18 protein-coding genes and 1 pseudogene are annotated in these 23,103 nt (G+C 44.1%); 16 read left to right on the top strand and 3 right to left on the bottom strand.

Translation table 11 applies throughout. The annotated features are described in order from the left end of the window. Positions 1–17 precede the first annotated feature (17 nt). From typA to IR173_RS16120, 3 genes are all read right to left on the bottom strand, one after another. Positions 18–1,820 (bottom strand): translational GTPase TypA, encoded by a 1,803-nt coding sequence (typA, locus tag IR173_RS16130; RefSeq protein WP_237040540.1) that lies wholly within the window; start codon positions 1,818–1,820, stop codon positions 18–20. 65 nt (positions 1,821–1,885) lie between these two features. Then, entirely contained in the window at positions 1,886–6,046 is a 4,161-nt protein-coding gene (locus tag IR173_RS16125) for a hybrid sensor histidine kinase/response regulator transcription factor (RefSeq protein WP_394800682.1), read from the bottom strand. A 410-nt stretch (positions 6,047–6,456) separates the two neighbouring features. Continuing rightward, the gene (locus tag IR173_RS16120) at positions 6,457–7,062 is read right to left on the bottom strand and encodes a DUF5033 domain-containing protein (RefSeq protein WP_237040539.1); all 606 of its coding nucleotides are present in this window, start codon (positions 7,060–7,062) and stop codon (positions 6,457–6,459) included. Positions 7,063–7,494: 432 nt separating this feature from the next. Between IR173_RS16120 and IR173_RS16115 the strand changes: the two genes are divergently transcribed. The 16 genes and pseudogenes from IR173_RS16115 to IR173_RS16040 all read left to right on the top strand — a co-directional run. Continuing rightward, positions 7,495–8,064, top strand: coding sequence for a DUF3575 domain-containing protein (locus tag IR173_RS16115; RefSeq protein WP_237040538.1), 570 nt, complete (start codon positions 7,495–7,497; stop codon positions 8,062–8,064). A 13-nt stretch (positions 8,065–8,077) separates the two neighbouring features. After that, positions 8,078–9,544 (top strand): OmpA family protein, encoded by a 1,467-nt coding sequence (locus IR173_RS16110; RefSeq protein ID WP_237040537.1) that lies wholly within the window; start codon positions 8,078–8,080, stop codon positions 9,542–9,544. Between the two features lie 842 nt (positions 9,545–10,386). Further along, the gene (locus tag IR173_RS16105; protein ID WP_237040536.1) at positions 10,387–10,707 is read left to right on the top strand and encodes a helix-turn-helix domain-containing protein; all 321 of its coding nucleotides are present in this window, start codon (positions 10,387–10,389) and stop codon (positions 10,705–10,707) included. A gap of 3 nt (positions 10,708–10,710) precedes the next feature. Then, positions 10,711–11,970 carry a type II toxin-antitoxin system HipA family toxin gene (locus tag IR173_RS16100; RefSeq protein WP_237040572.1) on the top strand — a complete coding sequence of 420 codons (1,260 nt, stop codon included), beginning with the start codon at positions 10,711–10,713 and terminating at the stop codon, positions 11,968–11,970. A gap of 791 nt (positions 11,971–12,761) precedes the next feature. Then, positions 12,762–13,559, top strand: coding sequence for a DUF4121 family protein (locus tag IR173_RS16095; RefSeq protein WP_237040535.1), 798 nt, complete (start codon positions 12,762–12,764; stop codon positions 13,557–13,559). Positions 13,560–13,588: 29 nt separating this feature from the next. Further along, a complete protein-coding gene (locus tag IR173_RS16090; RefSeq protein WP_237040534.1) occupies positions 13,589–14,539 on the top strand; it encodes a hypothetical protein in 951 nt (316 codons plus the stop codon). Positions 14,540–14,620: 81 nt separating this feature from the next. Further along, positions 14,621–17,623: an N-6 DNA methylase gene (locus IR173_RS16085; protein ID WP_237040533.1), complete on the top strand. Its 3,003-nt coding sequence runs from the start codon at positions 14,621–14,623 to the stop codon at positions 17,621–17,623. An 11-nt stretch (positions 17,624–17,634) separates the two neighbouring features. After that, positions 17,635–18,138, top strand: a complete 504-nt coding sequence (locus IR173_RS16080) for a hypothetical protein (protein ID WP_237040532.1) — start codon at positions 17,635–17,637, stop codon at positions 18,136–18,138. Between the two features lie 12 nt (positions 18,139–18,150). Beyond that, positions 18,151–18,465, top strand: a complete 315-nt coding sequence (locus IR173_RS16075; RefSeq protein ID WP_237040531.1) for a hypothetical protein — start codon at positions 18,151–18,153, stop codon at positions 18,463–18,465. Between the two features lie 12 nt (positions 18,466–18,477). Then, the gene (locus tag IR173_RS16070; RefSeq protein WP_237040530.1) at positions 18,478–18,765 is read left to right on the top strand and encodes a hypothetical protein; all 288 of its coding nucleotides are present in this window, start codon (positions 18,478–18,480) and stop codon (positions 18,763–18,765) included. 84 nt (positions 18,766–18,849) lie between these two features. Next, positions 18,850–19,794 carry a hypothetical protein gene (locus tag IR173_RS16065; RefSeq protein ID WP_237040529.1) on the top strand — a complete coding sequence of 315 codons (945 nt, stop codon included), beginning with the start codon at positions 18,850–18,852 and terminating at the stop codon, positions 19,792–19,794. A gap of 29 nt (positions 19,795–19,823) precedes the next feature. Then, positions 19,824–20,405, top strand: coding sequence for a hypothetical protein (locus IR173_RS16060; protein WP_202576746.1), 582 nt, complete (start codon positions 19,824–19,826; stop codon positions 20,403–20,405). Between the two features lie 11 nt (positions 20,406–20,416). Next, complete coding sequence (locus tag IR173_RS16055) at positions 20,417–21,028, top strand: hypothetical protein (RefSeq protein WP_202578429.1); 612 nt, start codon at positions 20,417–20,419, stop codon at positions 21,026–21,028. Positions 21,029–21,039: 11 nt separating this feature from the next. After that, positions 21,040–21,249 carry a hypothetical protein gene (locus IR173_RS16050; protein WP_202578428.1) on the top strand — a complete coding sequence of 70 codons (210 nt, stop codon included), beginning with the start codon at positions 21,040–21,042 and terminating at the stop codon, positions 21,247–21,249. 11 nt (positions 21,250–21,260) lie between these two features. Then, a complete protein-coding gene (locus IR173_RS16045) occupies positions 21,261–22,283 on the top strand; it encodes an LPD29 domain-containing protein (protein ID WP_202576744.1) in 1,023 nt (340 codons plus the stop codon). Between the two features lie 114 nt (positions 22,284–22,397). Beyond that, positions 22,398–22,916 (top strand): annotated as a pseudogene (locus IR173_RS16040) (RHS repeat domain-containing protein); the annotation flags it as partial. Between the last annotated feature and the right edge of the window lie 187 nt (positions 22,917–23,103).

Below are 23,103 nucleotides of genomic sequence, written 5' to 3'. Positions count from 1 at the left end.
TATATAGCAGTTTTCTCTTATCCTCTGTTCGCTCTTTTACGTTCCAGTTCATCCAAAATTACTTTACGCATACGCATACTCTTTGGAGTAACTTCCACATACTCGTCTTCCTTGATATATTCCAATGCTTCTTCCAATGAGAAGATTACCGGCGGAATGATACGCGCCTTATCGTCCGAACCCGACGCACGCATATTGGTCAGTTTCTTTGATTTAGTTACATTGATAACCAAGTCATTATCGTGAACATGTTCGCCCACTACCTGACCTGCATATACTTCATCTTGCGGATAGATAAAGAACTTACCGCGGTCTTGCAATTTGTCAATCGCGTAAGCAAAAGCCGTACCACTTTCCATTGCAATCATAGAACCGTTGCTGCGGCGTTCGATATCGCCCTTGTAGGGTTGATATTCCTTAAAGCGGTGTGCCATGATAGCTTCTCCCTGAGAAGCAGTCAATACATTGGTACGCAAGCCGATGATGCCGCGTGAAGGCATATCAAATTCAATATTGACACGGTCTCCTTGAGACTCCATAGAGGTCATTTCACCTTTACGGCGAGTTACCATGTCAATCATCTTGCTGGCAAATTCTTCGGGAACACTGATTGTGAGTTCTTCTACCGGCTCACATTTCACTCCGTCTATTTCTTTGAAAATAACTTGCGGCTGTCCCACCTGAAGTTCGTAACCTTCACGGCGCATTGTTTCAATCAAGACAGAGAGGTGCAATACACCACGTCCGGACACTACCCATTTGCCGTCTTCCAATTCACTTTTGCGAACGCGCAACGCCAAGTTCTTATCCAATTCCTTCATCAGACGGTCGTGAATGTGGCGTGACGTCACAAACTTACCTTCTTTACCGAAGAAAGGAGAGTCGTTGATAGTGAACAACATACTCATGGTAGGTTCGTCGATGGCGATAGGTGGCAATGGTTCCGGATTTTCGTAATCGCAGATTGTATCTCCGATTTCAAAGCCGTCTACACCGATAATGGCACAGATATCACCCGATGATACCGCATCGGTTTTTTTGCGTCCCAAACCTTCGAATGTATGTACTTCTTTGATTTTAGACTTCACCATCGAGCCGTCACGCTTTGCCAGAGTAATGTTCATGCCTTCTTTCAATGTTCCGCGATGAACGCGGCCCACAGCGATACGTCCGGTATATGATGAATAGTCCAAAGAGGTAATCAACATTTGTGGAGTACCTTCCAGTTGTTTTGGAGCGGGAATATGTTCGATGATAGCATCCAGCAGTGCTGTCAGGTTGTCGGTCGGAGTTTTCCAGTCAGTGCCCATCCAGTTATTTTTGGCGGAACCATAGATAACCGGGAAGTCCAACTGATCTTCTGTGGCGTTGAGGCTGAACATCAAGTCGAACACCATTTCGTATACTTCTTCCGGGCGGCAGTTGGGTTTATCCACCTTATTGACTACCACTAGCGGCTTCAAACCGAGTTGTAATGCCTTTTGGAGTACAAACCGAGTTTGAGGCATCGGGCCTTCAAACGCATCTACCAGCAGGATACATCCATCGGCCATATTGAGCACACGTTCCACTTCACCACCGAAGTCGGCGTGTCCCGGAGTATCAATAATATTGATTTTTGTTCCATTGTAGTTAATTGAAACGTTCTTCGAAAGGATTGTTATACCTCTCTCACGTTCCAAGTCATTGTTATCCAATACCAGTTCCCCATTGGTCTGGTCGTTGCGGAACAAATGTCCCGCCAACATCATCTTGTCCACGAGCGTTGTTTTTCCGTGGTCTACGTGGGCGATGATGGCAATGTTTCTAATGTCTTGCATACTATACCTAATATTTGGCTGCAAAGGTACGATTTTTAGTTGAAAAAATATTTGGCTGTTAACGTTTATTTTTTATCTTCGGTCTCTTCTTTGCTGTTAAATGTAGACGGAGTTGTTCCGTAGAAATCGACAAAGTGCTTTCTGAAGGTTGGAATGTCGTTATAGCCCACCATTTCGGCTACCTCCTGCACGCTATATTTTTTAGTCCGCAACAGCTCTGCCGAGCGTTTCAGGCGCACGCCTCTTACCAGCTCTATAATAGTAAAGTTGGTGAGCTGCTTCACTCTTCGGTAGAGGGTGGGCTGGCTCATGTTCAGCATTTCGGCAAGTTTCTTCACATTGAAGTCCTGATTTTGCAGATTGTCATTTACAATTTTCAGGATTTGTGTGACAAACGGATCTTCAATTTCTATGGCAATTTCGTTTTCTTCTTGCGTATCTCCGATAGTGCTGATAGACGGCATCAGCAGTTTGGTATAGATTTGTTTCAATTCCACTCTGCTCTTGATGAGTCGTTTTACTTTTGTGCGCAGAATTTCCGGGTTGAACGGTTTCAGGATATAATCGTCGGCACCCAGTTCGATACCTTTCACCACATCCTCATCGCCTACTAATGCTGTCAGCAGGATGATAGGAATATGGCAAGTCTTTAAATCCTCTTTCAGTATGCGGCAACATTCGAATCCGTCCATCACAGGCATCATTACATCGGTAATAATCAGGTCGGGTATCTCTTTACGTGCTATTTTCACTCCTTCTTCACCGTTTTCTGCCATAATGATATTATAGGTTCCGCCGAATAACACTTTCAGATAAAGCCGGATATCCGCATGGTCTTCGATAACGAGTATTTTATATTTCGTTTCAGGACTTTCAATCGGTCGGGGGATGATGCTGTCCTGCAGTTCCTGTTTCTTCTTGTCCTCCACAGTGATAATCTTTGCCTGGCTGTCGTCTACCTGCATGTGTCCCGGTTTGACGAATACCACATATTCTTCTCCTTCAAAATGCTCTTTGCCCAGCGGAATATACAAGGTGACGGAAGTACCAGTTTCTTTGTCTTGCTTGATTTGAATATCTCCGTGATGGTCGAGTGCCGTTCTTCTCATAATCTCGATACCCAGTTCAGGATGCAGATAATTGCTCGGCGAGATATAAGTATCTTCTCCCAGATAGGTGACAGATGATTCCTCAATCACTTCTTTTCCATCATCTTCGATAGTGAAAAGGCAGTATTCTTTTCCTTTCAGGTTTGTGGTGCTGACAATAAAGCGGACGGCACCGGCATAAGAGATATGCCGGTATGCGTTCGACATTATATTTTTGAGGACAAACATGATTTTTTGCCAGTCAATCCATATTTCCGCGTTTATCTTGTTGTCCTTGTCGTAATACAAGTTGATGGGGCTGACATTCAGCAGCTCATACGAAGAGCGTACCACTTCGTCGGCTATACGGCTTGCCGCGTATGGAGCTACATTCAGCGTAGGGCCATAGTTTTCTTCCTGATGAATATTAAGCAATTGGTTACAAATGTCCTGCATGCAGATTGAGTTTCGATAGGCCACTTTTACTTTTTGCAGGAACGACTCCGGCAATGCCGAGTTGTCTATCATTTCTTTCAGAGGTGCGGTGACCAGTGACAGGGGCGTTCTCAGTTCACGTGCCAGCATATACCTGATTTGGTCACGCATTTGCTGATTCTTCTTTTCTTCCGCCCTTATCTCCGTAGCCTCTTCCAGACGCTCTTTCATTTGCACTTCCTTTTCTTTATACAGCTGCCGCTTCAGTGCTTTCCTATTGAGGTAGAGCCAAGTCAGGAATATGGATATTATGATGATAAGTATGTAACCTGCAACCGCCCATCCGGTAGTGGCCCAATACTTGCCGACAGTGATGGCGATGCGGGTGATTTGCTCATTCCCTTCTATCGGATAGGAAGGCTTTATTTCGAGTACATAGTCTCCCGGCTTGATGTTACTCAGCCTCACCTGGTCATAATCACCGAACCGCCATTTTTTGTCATTGGGCAGCAGGCGGTATTCCACCCTATTGGGAGAAGTGCCGTAACGCAAGTCACTCAGGTAAAGCACGAGGTTGTTATTGTTGTAGTTTAGGGTAAGCCGGTCTATTAAATGCGCCGGTTTATCCAGAATGACTTGTCCGTTTACTTTTTCGCCTATTTCCACTTTGTTATAATTCACATCAATGTCGGCGATATAATATTTTCGGTTGCTGGAAGTCTCTTTCAGCTGTCGGGGGTCAAAGTAAAGTAAGCCCGTAGAGTTTACCCACAGTAATTTTCCGTTGTTCAGCCGGCAAACCTGATAATAGTTCTCGGGGAAGGCATACAGATAGAAAGAATTGTTCTTATTGTTGACGGTTATAATGCCCGAATTGGTGCCCAGCCAGGTATTTCCGTTTCGGTCGTCTACCATGCAGTCGATGTGTCCGTTGGGTAAATCTCTGTCAAGAAGCATGGTCGACACCACATTCTTTTCTTTTCCGTCGATTTGGATAATCTTGTTAGCGTATGATACGAATAATTGATTATAGTTATTCATATAGATAGCCATAACCTTGCCCGGAACCAGATTGTTTTTCTGTTCGTATCCTCCATTCAGTGTTACTTTCTTACCTTCGCGCACAGCCTGGAACAATCCTTTAGCTGTTCCCAGCCACATGGTACCGTCACCATCCTCGCAGATGGCGGTTATTTTTTCTATTTCTTTCGTATAAGGCATATATGCCAAACAGTTTTTACCTTGGTGGTCGTATACCATCAAGGCATTTTCTGTTGCAATCCATAAATCGTTGCGCGAGTTGAGGAAAAGTATTTTGATAGCAGAGACCTGATTATCCGTTTCTTCCGGCTGGGGGTGAAAAGAAACAATTTCGTTGGTGGTAGGTTTCATCAAGAGAATATCTCCTTTCTCGTCTCCGAACCACAAGTGTCCGTTTTTGTCTTTAAACAAACAGTAATCTCCATTTTTGTCGGCTTTCTCCCATGGCAGGAACTGTATATTCGGCGAGAGACTCTTTGTTTGGCTTTTATATATACCCTTGTTGTCGGTAGCCAGCCATATACATCCGTTGCTGTCTTCTGCTATTCCATTAAGTGACCTTATTTCATTGTCCAGTTGGATGCGGTTTACATTATCTCCCAACAAATTTAATTTCAGCAACCCTCTTCCGAAAGTGCCAACCCATAACACCTGGCTCTGCTTGTCGAGATAAATGCGCGTGATTCTGTTTTTGATGATAGGTTCGTAATAAATATCATTTTCAATCAAGTTGATTATTTTAATGGGAGCTTTCAGATACTCTTTATTCTCAAATTTGACTAACGCCAATGAAGTGCCCGATGCCATGACGAAAGTAGTGTCGTCTGCCTGTATGATATCACGGACGCATGCGTCTTGCACACTGTGCGTATGGTCTCCTTTGTCCAGTTTGCGCGTAGCCTTTGTGTTTGTGTCATAGCAGAGCACTCCGTTGTTGTGGCTGCAAATCCACAAGTATTCATTATATATATGTATATTGTCAATATCTTCTGCATTGGTTATTCCCAGTTCGGTGCAGTCCAGTGATTCACCTTTCTTTTCTGTCAGGTTATAGAATATGAGTTTGTTTTCGCGGGTAAGTATATAGAGGCTGTTATTGTAGCCGTAAAATTTGGAGGGTGTACCTTTTATATTTGGCAGGGGAGCGGGTGTAATGTTCATCTTGTCAATTTCATATTCGGCTTTCAGCTCTACCGTTCCTTGTGAGGTGATGGCATATATCCTGTCTTTTACTACACATAAGTCATGAATATCTTCCAGCACCTCCGGGGTAGACGAGGTGAGAGGCATATAACATCCCCTCATTTTGTCGAAACACGACAATGTGTTCAGATTGGTTATTCGTGACCAAATCATCTTGTCGGAAGTCTCGTAAATACCGGTAATGGAATGAGGCTCTTTGCTTGCCGAATTATAGTTGTGAAAGTGTATTCCATCGTAGCGGCTTAGACCGACATCCGTGCCCAACCATAGAAATCCATCTTTATCCTGATAGATTTCGGTTAGTGTATTGTTGCTTAATCCCTCTTGTTTGGTAAGTAACTGGATTCCCGTCTGTCGGAAAAAGCTTTGTGCTTTAGCTTTGGTTACTCCCATACCTACTAACAGGACAGCTACAAGTAGCCCTGCAATCGGTGTCGTTAATGTTCCGCTTCTTTTCATATTCCCTTCATTTCATTTTAATCTATAGTACACTTACGGTTACGGTTCTATATGCTTATGTCATATATCTTTCTTAGACTATTTTAAGGATATCTGCAAAAATAGACTTTTAATATGTTATAATCAATATTTTAGCTTAGAAACTTTTTAAAAAGTCGGATTAGTCAGGCCGCATACTGCTGCCATGATGAGCGGTATATCAATCATAGTTTTCTTTTCTGTATTGTAAATCAGTGTGTTATGATTGAATGATATACCATTGAAGTGTCATACGTTAAATAATAATTCAAAAGAAAGGAAGTGAAGAACCCATGTGCACCTATCACGCATACAGATTCTTCCTTCCCTTCATAGAGCTTAATATCACCTCACAATCTTTTCAGCCCTAACTGATTTATAGAATCTGATACCTATAGTTTATAAGTGAATGAAGCGTCATGGTTCTTCGGGTTATAAGTACCCCGGATGCTGACAGGAACCTGCATATATTTGATTCCATTGTCTGCCACCTTCATATAAATATAGCTTTCTGATTGGAAAATAAAATTGCCTTCACTGTTGTCGCTGGCCAAGCTGAATCCTTTCACATACCATTTCATGAGTGAGGAACTGCATTCGGCATTATATCCGTTGTAATATAAGTCACCGTCGGCATAGCTGGTAAGGTTAAGCTGAATTGTGAAGGTGTACTTGCCATTGATTGTCTGGCTGGTAATCACTTTCAGCAAAGTTTGATTGCCCTTATCGGCAGCCAATACATTATGCTCTTCTTTCGCATTGGTATGTTTGCGAAGATTCGACAAGATTTCATCTGCTTCCTTTAAACTGATAGCAGGTAAATCGTTTAGATTCAAATTGTCAGAATTGTTTTCCTCGTATGTAACGCTTCTGGCGCCATACGTTTTTTCCAAAAAATACGTTGAACTTGAGTTGTCAACGGGGTCACTACTTTCTGCAGTGCAGGATGCCAAACTCATCATGATGAGTGTGACAATTAATAAATAAATTGCCTTCATAGAACTATTTTTTTATTATTTCTTATACGTTTGAATGATTGACCCATTATCATTCGCTTCAAAAGTAGGTATTATTTTCAAATAAACAAATTATTTCAGAGATTTTTTGAAGAAAACACCCTCTTTTTATGAATTAAACGCCCCTTGTTGAACAAAACAGGGGTGTTTTAGGCATAAGGCGGCGTATTATTCACTATGAATGAAATACAGGTGCCGAATGAAAGAAACGCCATCGGTGTTTCTTTCATCCCAATGAATAATTCTCCGTGAATAATTTCCCGACACTTTATCCCGATGAGGGGTGAATTAATTTCGGGGCTACTTTGCATTTTGCCGAAACTACCTCTTAACAAAGACTAATTCGCCAACTTCCTGTTAAAAATATAGAGCCTATCTTTGCAGCAGTAGAAAACAACTTTAGGTGAAATGAATATGGTAATAAGAAGAACTTTATTTGTATTGATGTGTCTGCTGGCTTCTTCCTTATATATGTATGGACAGGTAGCTGTTAAGACCAATGTGGCGATGGATGCAGTTGCCATACCGAATTTGGGAGTAGAAGTGGGTTTGAGCAAGAAACTGACCTTGGATATACCGGTGTATTACAATCCATGGAAGTACAGCGACAATAAAATGCTGAAACTGGCAATGGTTCAACCTGAACTCCGCTATTGGCTTTGTGATAAATTCAACGGCCACTTCTTTGGTGCCCATCTGATGGGAGGTGCTTATCACACCACCGGCATCGATTTACCTTTCTCGCCTTTTGATGATTTGAAAGACTATCGTTATAAAGGTCGGTTCTATGGCGGTGGCATCAGTTACGGTTACCAGTTTGTATTGGGGCGTCATTGGAACCTGGGTGCAACCATAGGTGTCGGCTATGCATACGTGAGCTATAAGAAATATGAGTGTGAAGAATGTGGAGACATGGTAGAGAAATCTCATAAGAACTATTTCGGTCCTACCAAGGCTGCCCTCAACCTTATTTATATATTCTAAAAACAGATGAATTATGAAACTGATACGCTATATCCTTTTAACATTGTTGCTGCCGGTGCTTCCGGCAGGTGCACAGAATCTGTGCGGCAGCCGGGTTCAGGTTGCTAACCCTTCTATCCTGATAGGTGACAACGGCCAGGTGATGATAGGAATGGATGTTACCCTTCCGGCCGATATGCAGCTATCTTCCAACCGTGTGGCTACACTCACTCCGGTGCTGAAGACTCAAGATAACAGTTATAATAAGGTGTTGCCTGCCATTTGGGTGTATGGCCGCACACGCAATATCGTGCAGCAGCGCAATCATGAAATTCCTGCGGATGCCTTCTCGGTGTTGCGCCGCAAGAACGGAACATCACAAACGGTGAATTACTCGGCACGCATCCCTTACGAAAAGTGGATGAACGGTGCAGAGCTTGAGCTGTTGGCCGATGTACGTGGTTGTGCCAACTGCCAGAAGGAAGAGAGCAATGCCCTCATCGCTCGTGCCAACTTGGAACGTTACACCGTGCAGCCGATGGTAGCTTTTGTATCTCCGGCTGTCGAAGCCATCAAAAACCGTGCTGAAGAAGGTCAGGCTTATCTCGACTTTCCGGTGAACCAGACAAAGATTTATCCCGACTACCGCCGCAATCCTTCCGAACTCGAAAAGATTAAGGCAACGGTAGATGTGGTGAAGAACGATGCCAATACACAGATTACCGAGATAGACATCACCGGCTATGCATCTCCCGAAGGCCGTTATGCATCCAATGCTCGTCTGGCTCAAGGCCGTGCCGAGGCGCTGAAGAAGTATGTGATGGACTCCTACGGTTTCAAGTCAGACCTGTTCCGGGTTAATTCGGTAGCCGAAGACTGGGTCGGCCTGCGTGACTATGTGGCAAAGAGCAATTTGCCGCGCAAAGACGAAATACTGTTCATAATAGATAAGGATGAAAATGATTTTGATTTCAAAGAAGGACGCATCAAAGCTCTGGATGGTGGCAAGATATACGCTTCACTGTTGCAGGACTGCTATCCGGGCTTGCGTCATTCAGACTACACAGTGCGCTATGTGGTGCGCGGATTTAATGTAGAAGAAGCGAAACAAATCATAAAGACACGTCCCCAGCAGTTGAGCTTGCAGGAAATGTACCTGGTGGCTCAGACCTATGCAAAGGGCAGTAAGGAATTCAACGAAGTGTTCGATGTGGCAGTGCGCATGTTCCCTGATGACCCAACAGCGAATATAAACGCTGCCGCTATCGAACTCCAACGAGGTGACTTGCAACAGGCAGCCCGTTATCTGGACAAGGCTGATGCACAAGCGAGTGCAACGCTGAACAACAGAGGCGTGCTGAATCTGTTGCAGGGAGACCTCGACCAAGCAGAGACTAATTTCAAGAAGGCACAGAGCCTAGGTTCTTCCGAAGCCGGTGCCAACTTGGAAGAAGTCGCTAAAAAAAGAAAAGACAATGCTATATTTGGAAATAAGAAATAAACAGTACAATAAAAGATGTTAGAAGAAACTTGCTCTTTGTGAAAAGCGCAAGGTAAAATCCGGGACAGCAGAGGCTGTACCCGGATTTTGAATTTTATAAGAAACAGAAGCAGCCCTGCTTATTCTGATATTAAGACAAAACTTGCAGACTCATCCCCGTGTCAGAGCCCTCTTTTTACACGTACGTCTGCATGAGGATATACATACGTAAGCGTGAGGCTATGCGGACGTACGTACAGACCTACGCATACGTACGTACAGGCTTACGCGTACTAACGTGTGAAATGATGCACTTCCCAAAAGACAAGGACGTTTTTTTAAAAGACCAAGAGCTTTTTAAAAAAGATAACGAGCTTTTTAAAAAAGACCTTAGTCTTTTTACCTCTGCCCGGACTTTGTGCACCGTTACATTCCATGAAGGTGCACATGTACACTTTTTGAGGAAAAACGCTTAAAACGTCCTATTTTACATCACCCCGGGAAACTCATAAAATAAAAGGTATGTAGTTGACAATTAGTATGTTATGCGGAGGCGTATTTCAAAATGTGGTGAGAGTATGAGAGCATAGGTGAGAGCAAATGTTTTTTACTATCACCATATAACACGTTTATAATTAACTTGTTACGCGTAAGGTGAGAGTATGAGAGATAAACGGCTCAAACTTTCAGGCGAGAAAGGCTGATGCGTACAGCTTTTCGCTTAATATGTATTTATTCTTAAAAAACAAGCCTTTTCAGGTGTTATGTGCATGATACTTGTGTGGCGTTGCAGTATTTTACCTATAACATATCATTAAATAAATAAAAAGCATTATATTTGCATATTATATGATATATTGAGTATGACAAAGAATACAATGGGGACTAAATTGCCTCGAAAACTAGAGCAGAAGATGTCTGTTGTAGGAGAGCAGATTAAATTGGCTCGTTTACGCAGGAATCTGAGCGTGGCTCAGGTGGCAGAACGTGCTACCTGTTCACCGTTAACCGTGTCCCGAATAGAGAAAGGTGTACCGACAGTAGCAATCGGAATCTACTTGCGAGTGCTATATGCTTTACAGCTTGACGATGATATTCTGTGGTTGGCCAAAGAAGATAAATTGGGAAAAGCTTTACAAGATTTGAGCTTGAAGACAAGGGAACGTGCATCAAAAAAGGAGTAAATGATGAAGAAGCTATATGTATATGCTGATTTTGATTGGCTCAAGGAAGTTGAGTTCATTGGCGAGTTGGGCTATGAATCTCTTCGTGGTTCGGACAGCTATTGTTTCACATTTAGCGATGCGTGGTTGAAAAAACACGTAGATTTGTTTCTGTGCGATGACCTGAATAATTATCCGGGACAGCAACATACGCAACCGGAGAAAGATATATTCGGATGTTTTTCTGATGCTTTGCCGGATCGTTGGGGACGTACATTGTTGTTGCGGCGAGAGCAGATTGCAGCGAAGGAAGAAAAACGACCGGTACGAAGGCTATCTTCTTTCGACTTTTTGACCGGCACCGATGATTTTTCCCGAATGGGTGCTTTCCGTTTCAAGGAATCAAAAGACGGAGGATTTATAAATATGAGTGAGTCGTTGAAAATCCCACCTCTGACGGATATTAGAGAGTTGGTTGCAGCCGGTGCAGAAATTGAGAAAAGCGAAGAGGAGAATATTCTTCCTGACAGGAAATGGGTTGCTCAACTTGTACAGCCGGGGTCTTCCTTGGGTGGTGCAAGGCCCAAAGCCAGTGTGATAGACACGGATAAAACGCTTTATATCGCCAAGTTCCCTTCACGTAAAGATGATTATGATGCCGGGCTTTGGGAACATTTTAGTCATCTTCTTGCCGTGAAAGCCGGTATAAATGCCGCGGAAACCAAAGTGATGGCTACAGGAGAAAAATATCACACCTTGCTTTCGCAACGCTTCGACAGAACCCGGGAAGGAAAACGGATTCATTTTGCTTCTGCAATGACTTTATTGGGGCTCAATGATGGTGACAATGCAACTACAGGACATGGTTATTTGGATATAGTCGATTTCATAATCCAAAACTGTACGAATGTAGACGATAATCTGCAGGAACTCTATCATCGTGTGGCTTTTAATATCTGCATCGGCAATAGCGATGACCATTTCCGTAATCATGGCTTTCTTTTGACTGCAAAAGGTTGGACGCTTTCTCCTGCATACGATATGAATCCTACGTTGAATGAGTATCAAAGCCTGCTCATCTCATCAACTTCCAACAAAGCAGAGTTGAGTTCATTGCTTCATGCTTGCGAAGATTATATGCTTAACCGGAAAACAGCGGAAAAAATTATTTCAGAGGTAATTGAAGCCGTAAATGGATGGCGAGAGTTGGCTACACGATTGAATATTTCCAAAAGAGAAATAGATATGTTTGCCGGAGTGTTGGGTGAACGATGTAAGAGATGAGCGAGAAAGGCTGATGCGTACAGCTTTTCGCTTAATATGTATTTATTCTTAAAAAACAAGCCTTTTCAGGGTTCCTTTTCTATATAAATTTGTATATTTGATGTAGTTTGATTAAGATTCTTTGAGTATCAAACCATTAAGAAGAACTTGCATGAGAATGGGCAATGGATAAGAAATTGCTAACTTGTTTTATTACACTATATTCCTCATGCTTTTCAAATAACTCTTTTCTAAGTGCAAAGATACGATTTTTTCTCCAATTATTAGTGCGTACTAGTAAAAACTATCATATCTATAGTAGAGAAGGCGGTTAATTAGAACCGCCCCTTTTTCTATTCAACGATTTATGAGCACCTCGTTGACAAATGCCACAATCAACTTCTCCTTGGAAGTTTCCTGCAATGCGTCCTAACATATTCCCATATGCCTCTGCGAAAACGAGTATAATCTCGAACACTTACAGGTTTTAATCGTGATTTACATTGACATCTTGCCATATAAAATCTTTTTTATTAATAAATATCACGATAATTCAAAAAGTAAAGATTATTAAGAAAAAATATATCATTATTTCGTAGCCGAGTTCACCAAACCACAGGCAAAGGTAACTCGTGTTCTTTTCGTCCAAGCAAGGTCAAGCCCTGCGGGTGTCGTGGAAAAATCATCCTCGCCCCGTGGGGCTTTCTGTATTTTTCCACACAACCTTGCCTGACGAGAACACGACCTTTTAGAGCCTGTAGTTTGGGAACTCCGGCCCCGAATAGCCGGACTAACAAGAAATATATAATGTTATGTCAAAAGCTAAAAGGTACACACTTGAAACACTCCTACCTCTGAATGTTTCATACGACAGTGATCACGGATTGACGCAGGAAGATGTCGATATGGTCAATTCTCTTGTAGAGGTAATAGAAAGCACTCGTTCAAGGCATACTCCGAAGATTGGAGATAGAGTTGTTTATACGCAGAAAGGTGGCGAGTATCATCCTCATGGTCTGATAGAGAAGAAACATGAGGACAAATTCTATGTCTGCCTCGACCCGTTTATTCCGTTTGTATGGGAAAGCGACACTGCCATCAAAGTGGATGTCAGCGGTGGCCCGTTCTATCACGCAGATGCCGACAAGTTCAAATTTGTAGGCTGGACTGAAGCTGACTTCAAGGAATGGGGACACTGTGGAGCAACAGCAAATGGAACAGTAAGATTCAAGGCTAAAGTTCCTCTATGGGCTTATTCCGAGCCAAATCCCTTGTACGGAGATTTTACAACCAAAGATTGGAAGAAAATCACTTTGCGTAAGCGTAAAGAAGGCAATCTGTACGACTCCATGCAGATCGCGTTCCGTGATGAGGATGAGTTGCAGGAGTATGTGAAGGACCACAACGGAACGATATTCACCTGTTCCGACCCTACCTTGTTCGTTCTATGGTGCTACAAGCGTCAGTTCGAGTTCCTCACACTTGACGAATGGAACAAGGTAGATGCCGAAGCCGTAGAGCGTAGGTTGTCATACCGACCTGAACAGGTCAAGATAGTTAAGGATAGCGAGAAGCATATCTCTACATTCTATCGCATTAAACCGGAATAAGAAAATACTAACCTTTAACACTAATCATTATGCAGACAACATCAGCAACATCAACAGGTCATACCGACCTGCTATCAGGTATCTTGAAGGTACAAGTGAGAAACGAGGAGAAGATTACGGAGCAAGACCGTATCTATTGCCAGAATCAGCAGAACGAGCTGTACAAGACGCTCGACCAGATTGCCTGGTGGTACAACATCTTCAAGAGAGAAGCCGAGAAGTATGAGGGTAAAATCAAACTCAAGCACGAGCCGAACGGTAAGATTACCACAAGCAGCTATGACCTCCACTATCGGTACAATAATGACGAGAAGGATTATACCCATCACGAGTTTACTCCTTTCAAGAACATCAATGAGTTGGTGGATAGCCGTCATAATGCTATCAGGAATTTCATCAGCCGCATCATCGGCTATTTCAACAACACCTACAGCGTCTCCGTTGAAGCTCCAAAGATTGATGAGAAGACTCTGCCGATAGACTTCCGACCTGTATATAACACATATGTAGATGCGGTTATCGAACATCTCGGAGGCAAGAGTTTCCGAGATACGGCAGAGGAAGAGCTGATCAAACGATTCTTTGAAACAGTCAGACCATCTAACTGGAGCAAGGTGAAGCCCGAACTAAAAAAGGACAAAATCATCTTCCCCGATATTGTCACTTGGGACTCTTTCCATTACGAATGTTATAAGGATTATAAGTTTTCATACGAAACAGACCGTAAGGTTAGCCGCTTCTGTGAAGGTATTGCCTTTGGTGCAGACGATGTACTTTGCGGCAGTATCGAGATGATTATCGGTCTTGATACCCGTAATGTCGATATATCCCGATGGTATGACCTGACAACGACCAATGCCGTGAGTCTCAAATTTTATGGCAACACCCGCATTGATGTCAAATTCAAGGACAGTGCAGCGGCAGAGAGTTGTTTCAAGCGACTCCGATTAGGTGAAATCAAACTGAGAGACGAGAACTGATGACAACACGATATGTATGACACTCCGTAGGCTATGCTTGCGGGGTGTCTTTCGTTATTACCCACTCTAATCACTACAGCTATGTATGCCATCATACCACAACAGATACCGCAGAACAAGCGTGCAGAGATCAACGAGAAGATTCTCTTTGCCATCAACTCCGGTAAGGATATGATTCCTGCGGAGAGTATATACAACTGCTATACAGGCATCGGAGGACTGCACAACCTCAAGCAGTCGGACTTCGCCAGCTACTACGAGTATGCCGAGGCAAAGAAGGAGTTCGAGATGGGACAGTTCTTCACACCGCACGAGGTATGTCGGGATATGGTAGATGTACTCTCTCCCACATCATCGGAGATGATTCTCGATATGTGTTGCGGTATGGGTAACTTCTTCAACCATCTGCCGAACCAACACAACGCCTACGGCTTTGACATAGACAGCAAGGCTGTGGCAGTGGCGAGGTATCTCTATCCCGATGCACATATCGAGAAGTGCGACATACAGCAGTACCACTCCGAGCAACGCTTTGATGCCATCATCGGTAATCCTCCGTTCAATCTGAAGTTCGACTTCCGACTATCACAGGAGTATTACATCGACAAAGCCTATCATCTGCTCAATCCCGCAGGCTTCCTGATGATCATCGTTCCAGCCTCCTTTATGCAAAATGAGTTCTGGGAGAAGAGCCGTGTAGGAAGAGTAAACGAGGACTTCTCCTTCATCGGACAGACAAGGTTAGCACCTCATGCCTTCTCATCGGTAGGTGTAGATAACTTCAACACCAAGATAATGGTCTTCCTGCGTCGTTCACAGCATATCGAGATGAATCCCTACAATGCCGAGGAGTTTGTCTCTATGGTAGAACTCAAAGAGCGTGTGAAGAGCGCCCGCGATATGAAGCACCGCCTGCGTCTTGACCTTATGCGAGAGACCAACCGCATAGACAAGGAGGAGTTGGAACACTTCGAGTACAAGCTCGCCAAGTATATGTATGAGTTGAAAGCTCACGAGAAACTCAACAAGCATATCGACAAGGCTGCGGCACTTGTTACCAAGTTCCGTAACCAGAAGCCACCTGAGAATGCCACCAACGAGCAGATGAAGGAGTGGGAACGCAAGAAGCTGACCACCGCCAAAGTGCTGGCCACCATACGCAAGTATATCACCTCGCAGAATGTCGTGCCACGCAAGGAGGTGGCATTGGTAAAGACCTCCTACGGTTTCAAACTCAAGCAGTATGCACCACGACTGCTTGACAAGGTGGAACATAAGGCGACAAGCATCAATGACCTCATATTGGATAGCAGCACTCTCCCTTTGCCCGAAATAGCGACCGAAGAGAATATGCGACAGATACGCATAGCCAAGAGGCTTATCCGCCGTAAGCAGTGGCTCTATGATATACAGAATCAACCCTTCTCAGATATGGAAACAGACGATGCCCTTGCCGAGTATCTTGACAATGCCACCTTCGTAAACAAGGATGGTGAGGTATGCGAGTTCACGCAGTTGCAGAAACACGATCTGAACCTTGTGCTTCAGAAGCGATATGCTCTGCTCAACTGGCAGCAAGGCTCAGGCAAGACAGCGGCAGTATATCACAGAGCCAAGTATCTGCTCAAATATGGTAAGGTACGCAATGTGGTGATACTTGCCCCTGCCATTGCCACCAATATGACCTGGACTCCGTTCCTCGCCATCAACAAGGAGCGATACAGAGTGATACGCACATACAAGGATCTTGAAGATGTGCCGAGAGGTATCTTCTTGTTGCTATCCACCTCTATGGTCGGCAAGCTCAAACGTGACCTTATGCGGTTTGTGAAACTATCGTCAAGGAAACTATGCCTTGTATTTGATGAGTCGGATGAGATTACCAACCCATCATCACAACGTACAAAGCATATCCTGGCAGTGTTCCGCAGGCTCAAATACAAGATTCTCGATACGGGAACAACCACCCGTAACAATATCGCAGAGCTATACAGTCAGTTTGAGTTGCTCTATAACAACTCGGTCAATATGACCTGCTGGTGCAGTAGCATCTATCACGAGAATCGAGATAAGGAGATAGAGTGTGAACGAAATCTCCACTGCGGTGAGCCTTTCCCAGCGTTCAGAGGTCATGTACTGTTCCGAACCTGCCACTGTCCGGGTAAGGCAACGGTATTCGGCATTGAGAAGCAGAATCAGGATGTCTATAACAAGGATGAACTCTTCGACCTCATAGGCAAGACCATCATCACCCGTAAGTTCCGAGACTTTGCAGGCGAGAAATACAAGATACGGACACATACCGTAAGCCCCTCAAAGGGTGAGCATGAAGTTTATCGTGTCATCATCGAGGAGTTCTGCCGTATATGCGAACTCTACTACAACAGCACGGGTGATACGAAAAAGGATGCAGGACTGAGACTTATGCGACAAATCAAGCTGCTTATCAAGGCTTGCTCGGTACCACACCTTATATCGGGATACTACGGAGATGACTATCCGAGCAAGACACGATACATAGAATCATTGATACGCAAGATACCTGGCAAGGTAGCCATCGGCTGTACCACACTTGCCGCCTTTGACCTCTATGAGAGCTATATCCGTGAACGCTTTCCCGACAGACCGATATATGTCGTGAAGGGAGATGTGGCGTTCAAGAAGCGTCAGAGCATCGTGACGGAGTTCGATTCCACCATCAACGGCATACTGATATGCACGCAGCAGAGCCTGAGCAGCTCGGTAAACATACCCACCTGCAACGATGTGATACTGGAGTCGCTGCAATGGAATATACCCAAGATGGAGCAGTTCTACTTCCGTTTCATACGCCTCGACTCCAAGGAGATGAAAGATGTGCACTATGTCACCTACGAAGATTCTGTTGAGCAGAACCTGATGGCATTGGTACTCACCAAGGAGCGTCTCAACGAGTTCATCAAGACAGGCGAAGTGAAGGAACAATCGGAGATCTTCGAGGAGTTCGACATCACCATGTCGGTCATCGACAGCCTGCTGATACGCTCAACCGACAGCGAGGGTAAGATACATATCAGCTGGGGAAGCCAGCGAGTAACAAGTTAAACAGAAAGTCTATGGAAAATATGGATTTAAGCAATGCCGAGGTTGCCGTAACCACACAGCACATCTTGGACGGGAAAGAGTACAAGGACTACTGGGTGCAGATGTCCGACTACAGCGATATGGGAGAATTTCTCTGTGCCTGCTCCGACCTCTTTCCCGAAGAAGAGGAACCCGAGTACCGATATACCAAGTGGGAGAACATACCCGACAGGCTGATAAACCGAGAGTGGATATGTCCCAACTTCTTCGAGATACGCGATGCCATGGAAAGGCTCGACGAGAACGAAAGGGAGTATTTCGTCACTTGGAGCGAACACTTCGGATATGACATAACCTCAGATGATCCGCATATGATGGTATCGCACTATCAGGATATATACGGTAACTCCATACAGGAGACAGAAGAGGAACTTGCCGACATCGCCGATGATGCTTTGGTATATACGGGCATATCGGGTAACTTCTGCGATATGCTTCCTCTTCAGTATGAGATATTCGATGATAACTATAACTAAAATAAAGGATATATGGAAATCAGTTTCAAAGGACCGGTAATGCCGATTGACCCATACTCGCAGTTGGCATTTGTGGAGATACTCAACATCATACTCATTGCAAAGCACATTATGGATGTGAACAGGTATCTCATAGCAAGGAATGTAAACCCTCAGTTCGGCTCACTGTCGGGATATTTCCGATGGTCGTTTGCCGATGAGAGGTTCACGCTGTGGCAACGCACGGACTATAACTCCGATATGTGCTTCTCACACCGCATACTGGATATGCCGTTCTGTATGCTTGCAGCAAGGGATAAAGAGAATGATGAGAGAGTATTCAACTAACCATCAAAGAATATGGAAACGACAATCAAGGTACCCAACAGAGAAATAGCGATACGAGCCTTCGACCATCTGAGGCACGAAAGAAAGACCGACTCTGCACTGCGACTGGCTCACCACCTGCTGCACTATGACCGCATATCACTTGGCATAGGCGAAGTGGATTGGGAGATAGATATGGCTATCCAAAAGTTCGGAGGCAATCCTCGAACAGGATACCGATATTCGGCACATTTCAGTTTCAAGGGTGAAACGGAGATGGAGAAAGAGAGATACGAAGAGATATTCAACGGTAAAGAGTAACCGAAGGGCGGCCACAAGGTCGCTCTTCGCATTTATAGACATATGTACGGGAAACAGAATCCTGCCGTACACAGGTAACGACAAATGAACGAAGCAAAGAAAACACTCGCTATGGAGTTCGTAGAAAGCATAATGGACGAGAAGTATACCCTCGTATGGGTGGACTATCGGGAAAGTTTTGATGAGAACCGAGACTTATTACAGAAATGCCTTGAAAAACAAGGTTGCGAAGATCTGTGGTCAAAGGTCGAGGATTGGTATGAGGATGCCGAGGAGCAGGCAACACTAGAGATTATCAAAGGACTGAAGAGCCACTGCATCGACTTCCACGACTTTGAGGAGGACGAGGTAGAAGCCTTCTTTGAGGAACACGATGATGAGATAAGGGACGAGATACGCGAGCGTGACGACTCCACAACGGTAAACGACCTTATCAAGAATACCAGAGATATTCCTATACGGGTGGAGATGCTATCCAACTACGACTGCATCAACTCCTGCTGGTTGGAGTCGCAAGGTGGCTTCCGCTACAAGGAGAGTTACTTCGGAGATATGATAGATACCCTTCGCCTCAACCCTGCAAAGGTGAAGAAGGCATTGACGGAGAAAGGCTATACCGTATATGGTAGGTTCCCGAACAAGAAGTATCGTGACGGCAAGGAGCAGGTATCCTACGAGGATTTCTGCCAAGAATTGGAGAACTCCTGCTGTGGTGCCAACCTGCTTACCTACATAGGTCTTGTAAACCTCCGCGACCTCTACGATGCCGACTTCAAAATAAAAGAGGTCATTATCCCAAAAGGTAACACCTGCGGCCTATTCAGCTCGATGTATGGCGGTGGCAGTCTGATAGAGATGGAACTCAAAAACGATGTCAGAATCCGATTGGATAAGGCTCGCAAGGATGGCTATGGCTTCCGCCTGCGACTTGACAATGAACGCTCCGAGTATGACTGCTCCATCAAGCATGTCTATGGCGTATGCGACTCCTTCTTTGGTAAGCAGGTAAGCATTGTTCCGGCAAGCTAAATCAGTATTAACCATAAAAACATCAATGTATGAAAAAGATTGAAGTAAAGGTAAGATACCTCTTCGAGGGGACTTACACCGTAGCGGCAGATGACCGCAATGAAGCACGCACAATGGTAACAAGAGATTGCGGGCTGGTTCTGGGTGGAGATATCCATACTACACTCGATGATGATGAGGTGGATTGGGAGTTCGATGTTCACCCCGATATGCAGATTCTATCCTACACAGAGTTGGAGAAGAAGCAAAAGCCGAAGCGTCTGAAGATGGATTTCTCCGATAGAATAGAGACACTCCGTAAGGACATCATTGATGCCATAAGGCAGTTGCTCTACTCGCACGGGCTGACAGAAATAACCTTTCCCGAAGAACAGGATGATCCTGTTTGGGTAATATGGTTCAATTGGGACGGAGACCCATACGAGTGCAAAGTAATGGGTGTCAAGGTAACGGACAATAGCATGACGGTAATTGCTCACGACAAGATTGGCAACAATGAGGTGACTTGTTCCACACCCTTTGAACTCGGAGCAAAGAACATCGACTGGCTATATGAGATATACGATGCCATATGGCAACAGTTGGAAGAGAACAGAGATAATAACGCTTAATGATTACGACTATGAGATTAGACCCTGTAAATGCAGTATCGAGTTTCCACTACTATATGTGGAATGCTTGGAGCGAGGAAGAGTGCAAGATTACCTTCGGAGGTGCTTATAAGCACTTCTGGGAGAAGTGGAACTCCCTTGCAAGCAAATCAATACTCGGAGCGGCAGAACGATTCTATGCCGAACTCTCGGACAACAACCGCGAACTGCTTGTCAATCGTGCTGTGGCACTCTATGACGGCAAGGCTACAAGAGAGGAACCACACGATGATGACATTCTTGTATGTGATAGCTGTGGCTCCAGACAGATAGAGATTCAAGCCTGGGTAGATGCCAACAATGCAGAATATCTCAGTGATGTAGATGATGACGACACCGACTGCAAATGGTGTTGCCAATGTGCAGAAAACCAAAACTTCTGCACACTGAGCGAGTATAAGCAAAGAATGGAGAATTGGTGGAAAGACCTTGACTTCATTACACTGGAGAGCATCACCGGCTTGCACGAGGCTGACTACTCATCGGAAGATGGTTCACAATCCTTCATAGATGCGTGTAATGAGTGGTGGAATGGTCAGGACTATGACACCCAAAGAGGACTCTATTACAAATCACAATCTTAATACTTACTGCTATGGCTGAGAATGAAATCATTGAAAGAATATGTGGCTCGTGTAACTGCGATGAAGCAACTGCAAAGGAGTATCTGAATGACGAGATACGCCACCTCAGAGAACTGCAAGAGGTAAACGACCTGCAAGAGAGTGACATTGAACTCTCTTGCAGTGGTCTCGGCATCGAGGCCGAGTGTATGGAGTATTTCACAATGGTATTAACCTACTAACATCTACTACTATGGCTTACTTTAAGAATATACATTCATTGGCGGAACTCAAGAAGGAGTACCGCCGCTTGGCATTGGAGAACCACCCCGATAAAGGTGGTAGTACAGAAGTGATGCAGCAGATAAATGTGGAGTTTGAACGACTCCATGAGATATGGAAGAACGATACCACCATATCAGCAAATGCTTCAGGCTATGAGAATGACTATGCAGGAGCATCGGCAAAAGAGTATACCGACTTCGTATATAACGAGTATCGTTGGAAAGGTCGCAACTACCAAGGACAGCACACTCCTGAGATTGTGGAATTAGTGCGTAACTGGATAAAGGAGACCTATCCAAAATACAAGTTCTCTGTATCAAGGCATCACTATAACTCTATCCATATCTACCTTATCAAAGCAGACTTCGAGGCATTCAAGAAGGATAAGGGCGTAGTGTTCCACCACGATGTAAATCACTATAACATTGATGGAGATCAGACACTCACCGACAGAGCCAAAGAGGTAATGAAGAATGTCTGCGACTTTGTGATGTCGTATAACTTCGATGACAGCGATCCTATGACAGATTACTTCTGCACAAACTTCTACCTTACATTGGGAGTCGGCACCTACAAGAAACCATACAAGGTAGAACTGCCAAAATTGGATTGCAAGGGTAAGAAACCCGATGTATTCAAGCACCCCGAAGGTGCTACACACAAGGCTATACGCCAAGCATTAGGAGGTGCCTACTTCAGTTTCCACAATAGCCAGCGATTACAAGGCAAAATGGTTCTCGGTGAAGACTCCTACGGACATAGTGGCGACAAATACTTTTGGCCATTATCTTATTCAAGTGCCAAGACCGCACAGAAACGAATGGATAAATTGGAGAAAGCAGGTATCCGCTGCAAACTTACAGGCTATAATGGAGGCTGTATTGAGTTCCTCGGCTACACTCCCGAAACCGAAGCACTACTCGAAAAAGAACGACAAGATGTTATTATCGCACATAGAGAGTGGCAGACAAAACAGAGAGAAATTATATAGACAATGTTATTACTCAATCTTAATGGCGATCATATTGAATCTAATGGTCGCCATTTTTGCATCCCCTCAAAAGCACTTTTATAGGCTCCAGATGGCTCTGTTTGGGATATTTCTGGCCAAGTGGCGACATTTACCTATAATGGTGAGTATGACAGGGTAAAAATGAATCTTTCACAGAATGGAAATAACATTTTGACCCGTTATTATTTGGGCAATTGTTATGAACTGGACCAGACTTCCACTTCAAAAGAAAAACTCTATCTGTTTAGTGATTTTTATGGTGCGGGAGCGGTATATATAAAAGATGGTTCTTCCAAAGGTATATATTATATTCTTCGTGATTATTTAGGTAGTATTACCCACATTGTGGATGCTAATGGTGCATTAGTTCAAGAGTTGAGTTATGATGCTTGGGGACGTTTACGGAATCCGGTTACACAAGCAGTATATACTCATGAACAGCAGCCGACTTTATTCTTAGGAAGAGGTTATACAGGGCATGAACACCTTACACAATTCGGGCTTGTTAATATGAATGCTCGATTGTATGATCCGATATTAGGCCGTTTCCTTTCTCCGGATCCGTATGTGCAAATGCCTTATATGTCGCAGAACTTTAACCGATATACTTATGTTCCTAAAATCCGCAACTATCATCCAATACACGATTAAGGGTAGATTTATGAGTCGTTAGTAGCAGCTTTCAGTAAAAAGCAACAGCACAACATCAATATGTAGCCACCATCCCCTTACCCCACGATGCGACTTGAGGTAATACGCAGATTCAAACCGGAAAGAAAGGATTCTTATCCGAATTCTG

The organism is Phocaeicola faecalis (assembly GCF_021730445.1).
GTDB lineage: Bacteria > Bacteroidota > Bacteroidia > Bacteroidales > Bacteroidaceae > Phocaeicola > Phocaeicola faecalis.
This window is presented reverse-complemented; position numbering and strand designations above follow the sequence as displayed.

Coding starts and splice junctions, on each gene's coding strand:
- IR173_RS16115 (WP_237040538.1), top strand. CDS start 7,495: ATGGTAATAAGAAGAACTTTATTTGTATTGATGTGTCTGCTGGCTTCT.
- IR173_RS16125 (WP_394800682.1), bottom strand. CDS start 6,046: ATGAAAAGAAGCGGAACATTAACGACACCGATTGCAGGGCTACTTGTA.
- IR173_RS16060 (WP_202576746.1), top strand. CDS start 19,824: ATGAAAAAGATTGAAGTAAAGGTAAGATACCTCTTCGAGGGGACTTAC.
- IR173_RS16095 (WP_237040535.1), top strand. CDS start 12,762: ATGTCAAAAGCTAAAAGGTACACACTTGAAACACTCCTACCTCTGAAT.
- IR173_RS16065 (WP_237040529.1), top strand. CDS start 18,850: ATGAACGAAGCAAAGAAAACACTCGCTATGGAGTTCGTAGAAAGCATA.
- IR173_RS16090 (WP_237040534.1), top strand. CDS start 13,589: ATGCAGACAACATCAGCAACATCAACAGGTCATACCGACCTGCTATCA.
- IR173_RS16105 (WP_237040536.1), top strand. CDS start 10,387: ATGACAAAGAATACAATGGGGACTAAATTGCCTCGAAAACTAGAGCAG.
- IR173_RS16110 (WP_237040537.1), top strand. CDS start 8,078: ATGAAACTGATACGCTATATCCTTTTAACATTGTTGCTGCCGGTGCTT.
- typA (WP_237040540.1), bottom strand. CDS start 1,820: ATGCAAGACATTAGAAACATTGCCATCATCGCCCACGTAGACCACGGA.
- IR173_RS16100 (WP_237040572.1), top strand. CDS start 10,711: ATGAAGAAGCTATATGTATATGCTGATTTTGATTGGCTCAAGGAAGTT.
- IR173_RS16055 (WP_202578429.1), top strand. CDS start 20,417: ATGAGATTAGACCCTGTAAATGCAGTATCGAGTTTCCACTACTATATG.
- IR173_RS16045 (WP_202576744.1), top strand. CDS start 21,261: ATGGCTTACTTTAAGAATATACATTCATTGGCGGAACTCAAGAAGGAG.
- IR173_RS16080 (WP_237040532.1), top strand. CDS start 17,635: ATGGAAAATATGGATTTAAGCAATGCCGAGGTTGCCGTAACCACACAG.
- IR173_RS16070 (WP_237040530.1), top strand. CDS start 18,478: ATGGAAACGACAATCAAGGTACCCAACAGAGAAATAGCGATACGAGCC.
- IR173_RS16120 (WP_237040539.1), bottom strand. CDS start 7,062: ATGAAGGCAATTTATTTATTAATTGTCACACTCATCATGATGAGTTTG.
- IR173_RS16085 (WP_237040533.1), top strand. CDS start 14,621: ATGTATGCCATCATACCACAACAGATACCGCAGAACAAGCGTGCAGAG.
- IR173_RS16075 (WP_237040531.1), top strand. CDS start 18,151: ATGGAAATCAGTTTCAAAGGACCGGTAATGCCGATTGACCCATACTCG.
- IR173_RS16050 (WP_202578428.1), top strand. CDS start 21,040: ATGGCTGAGAATGAAATCATTGAAAGAATATGTGGCTCGTGTAACTGC.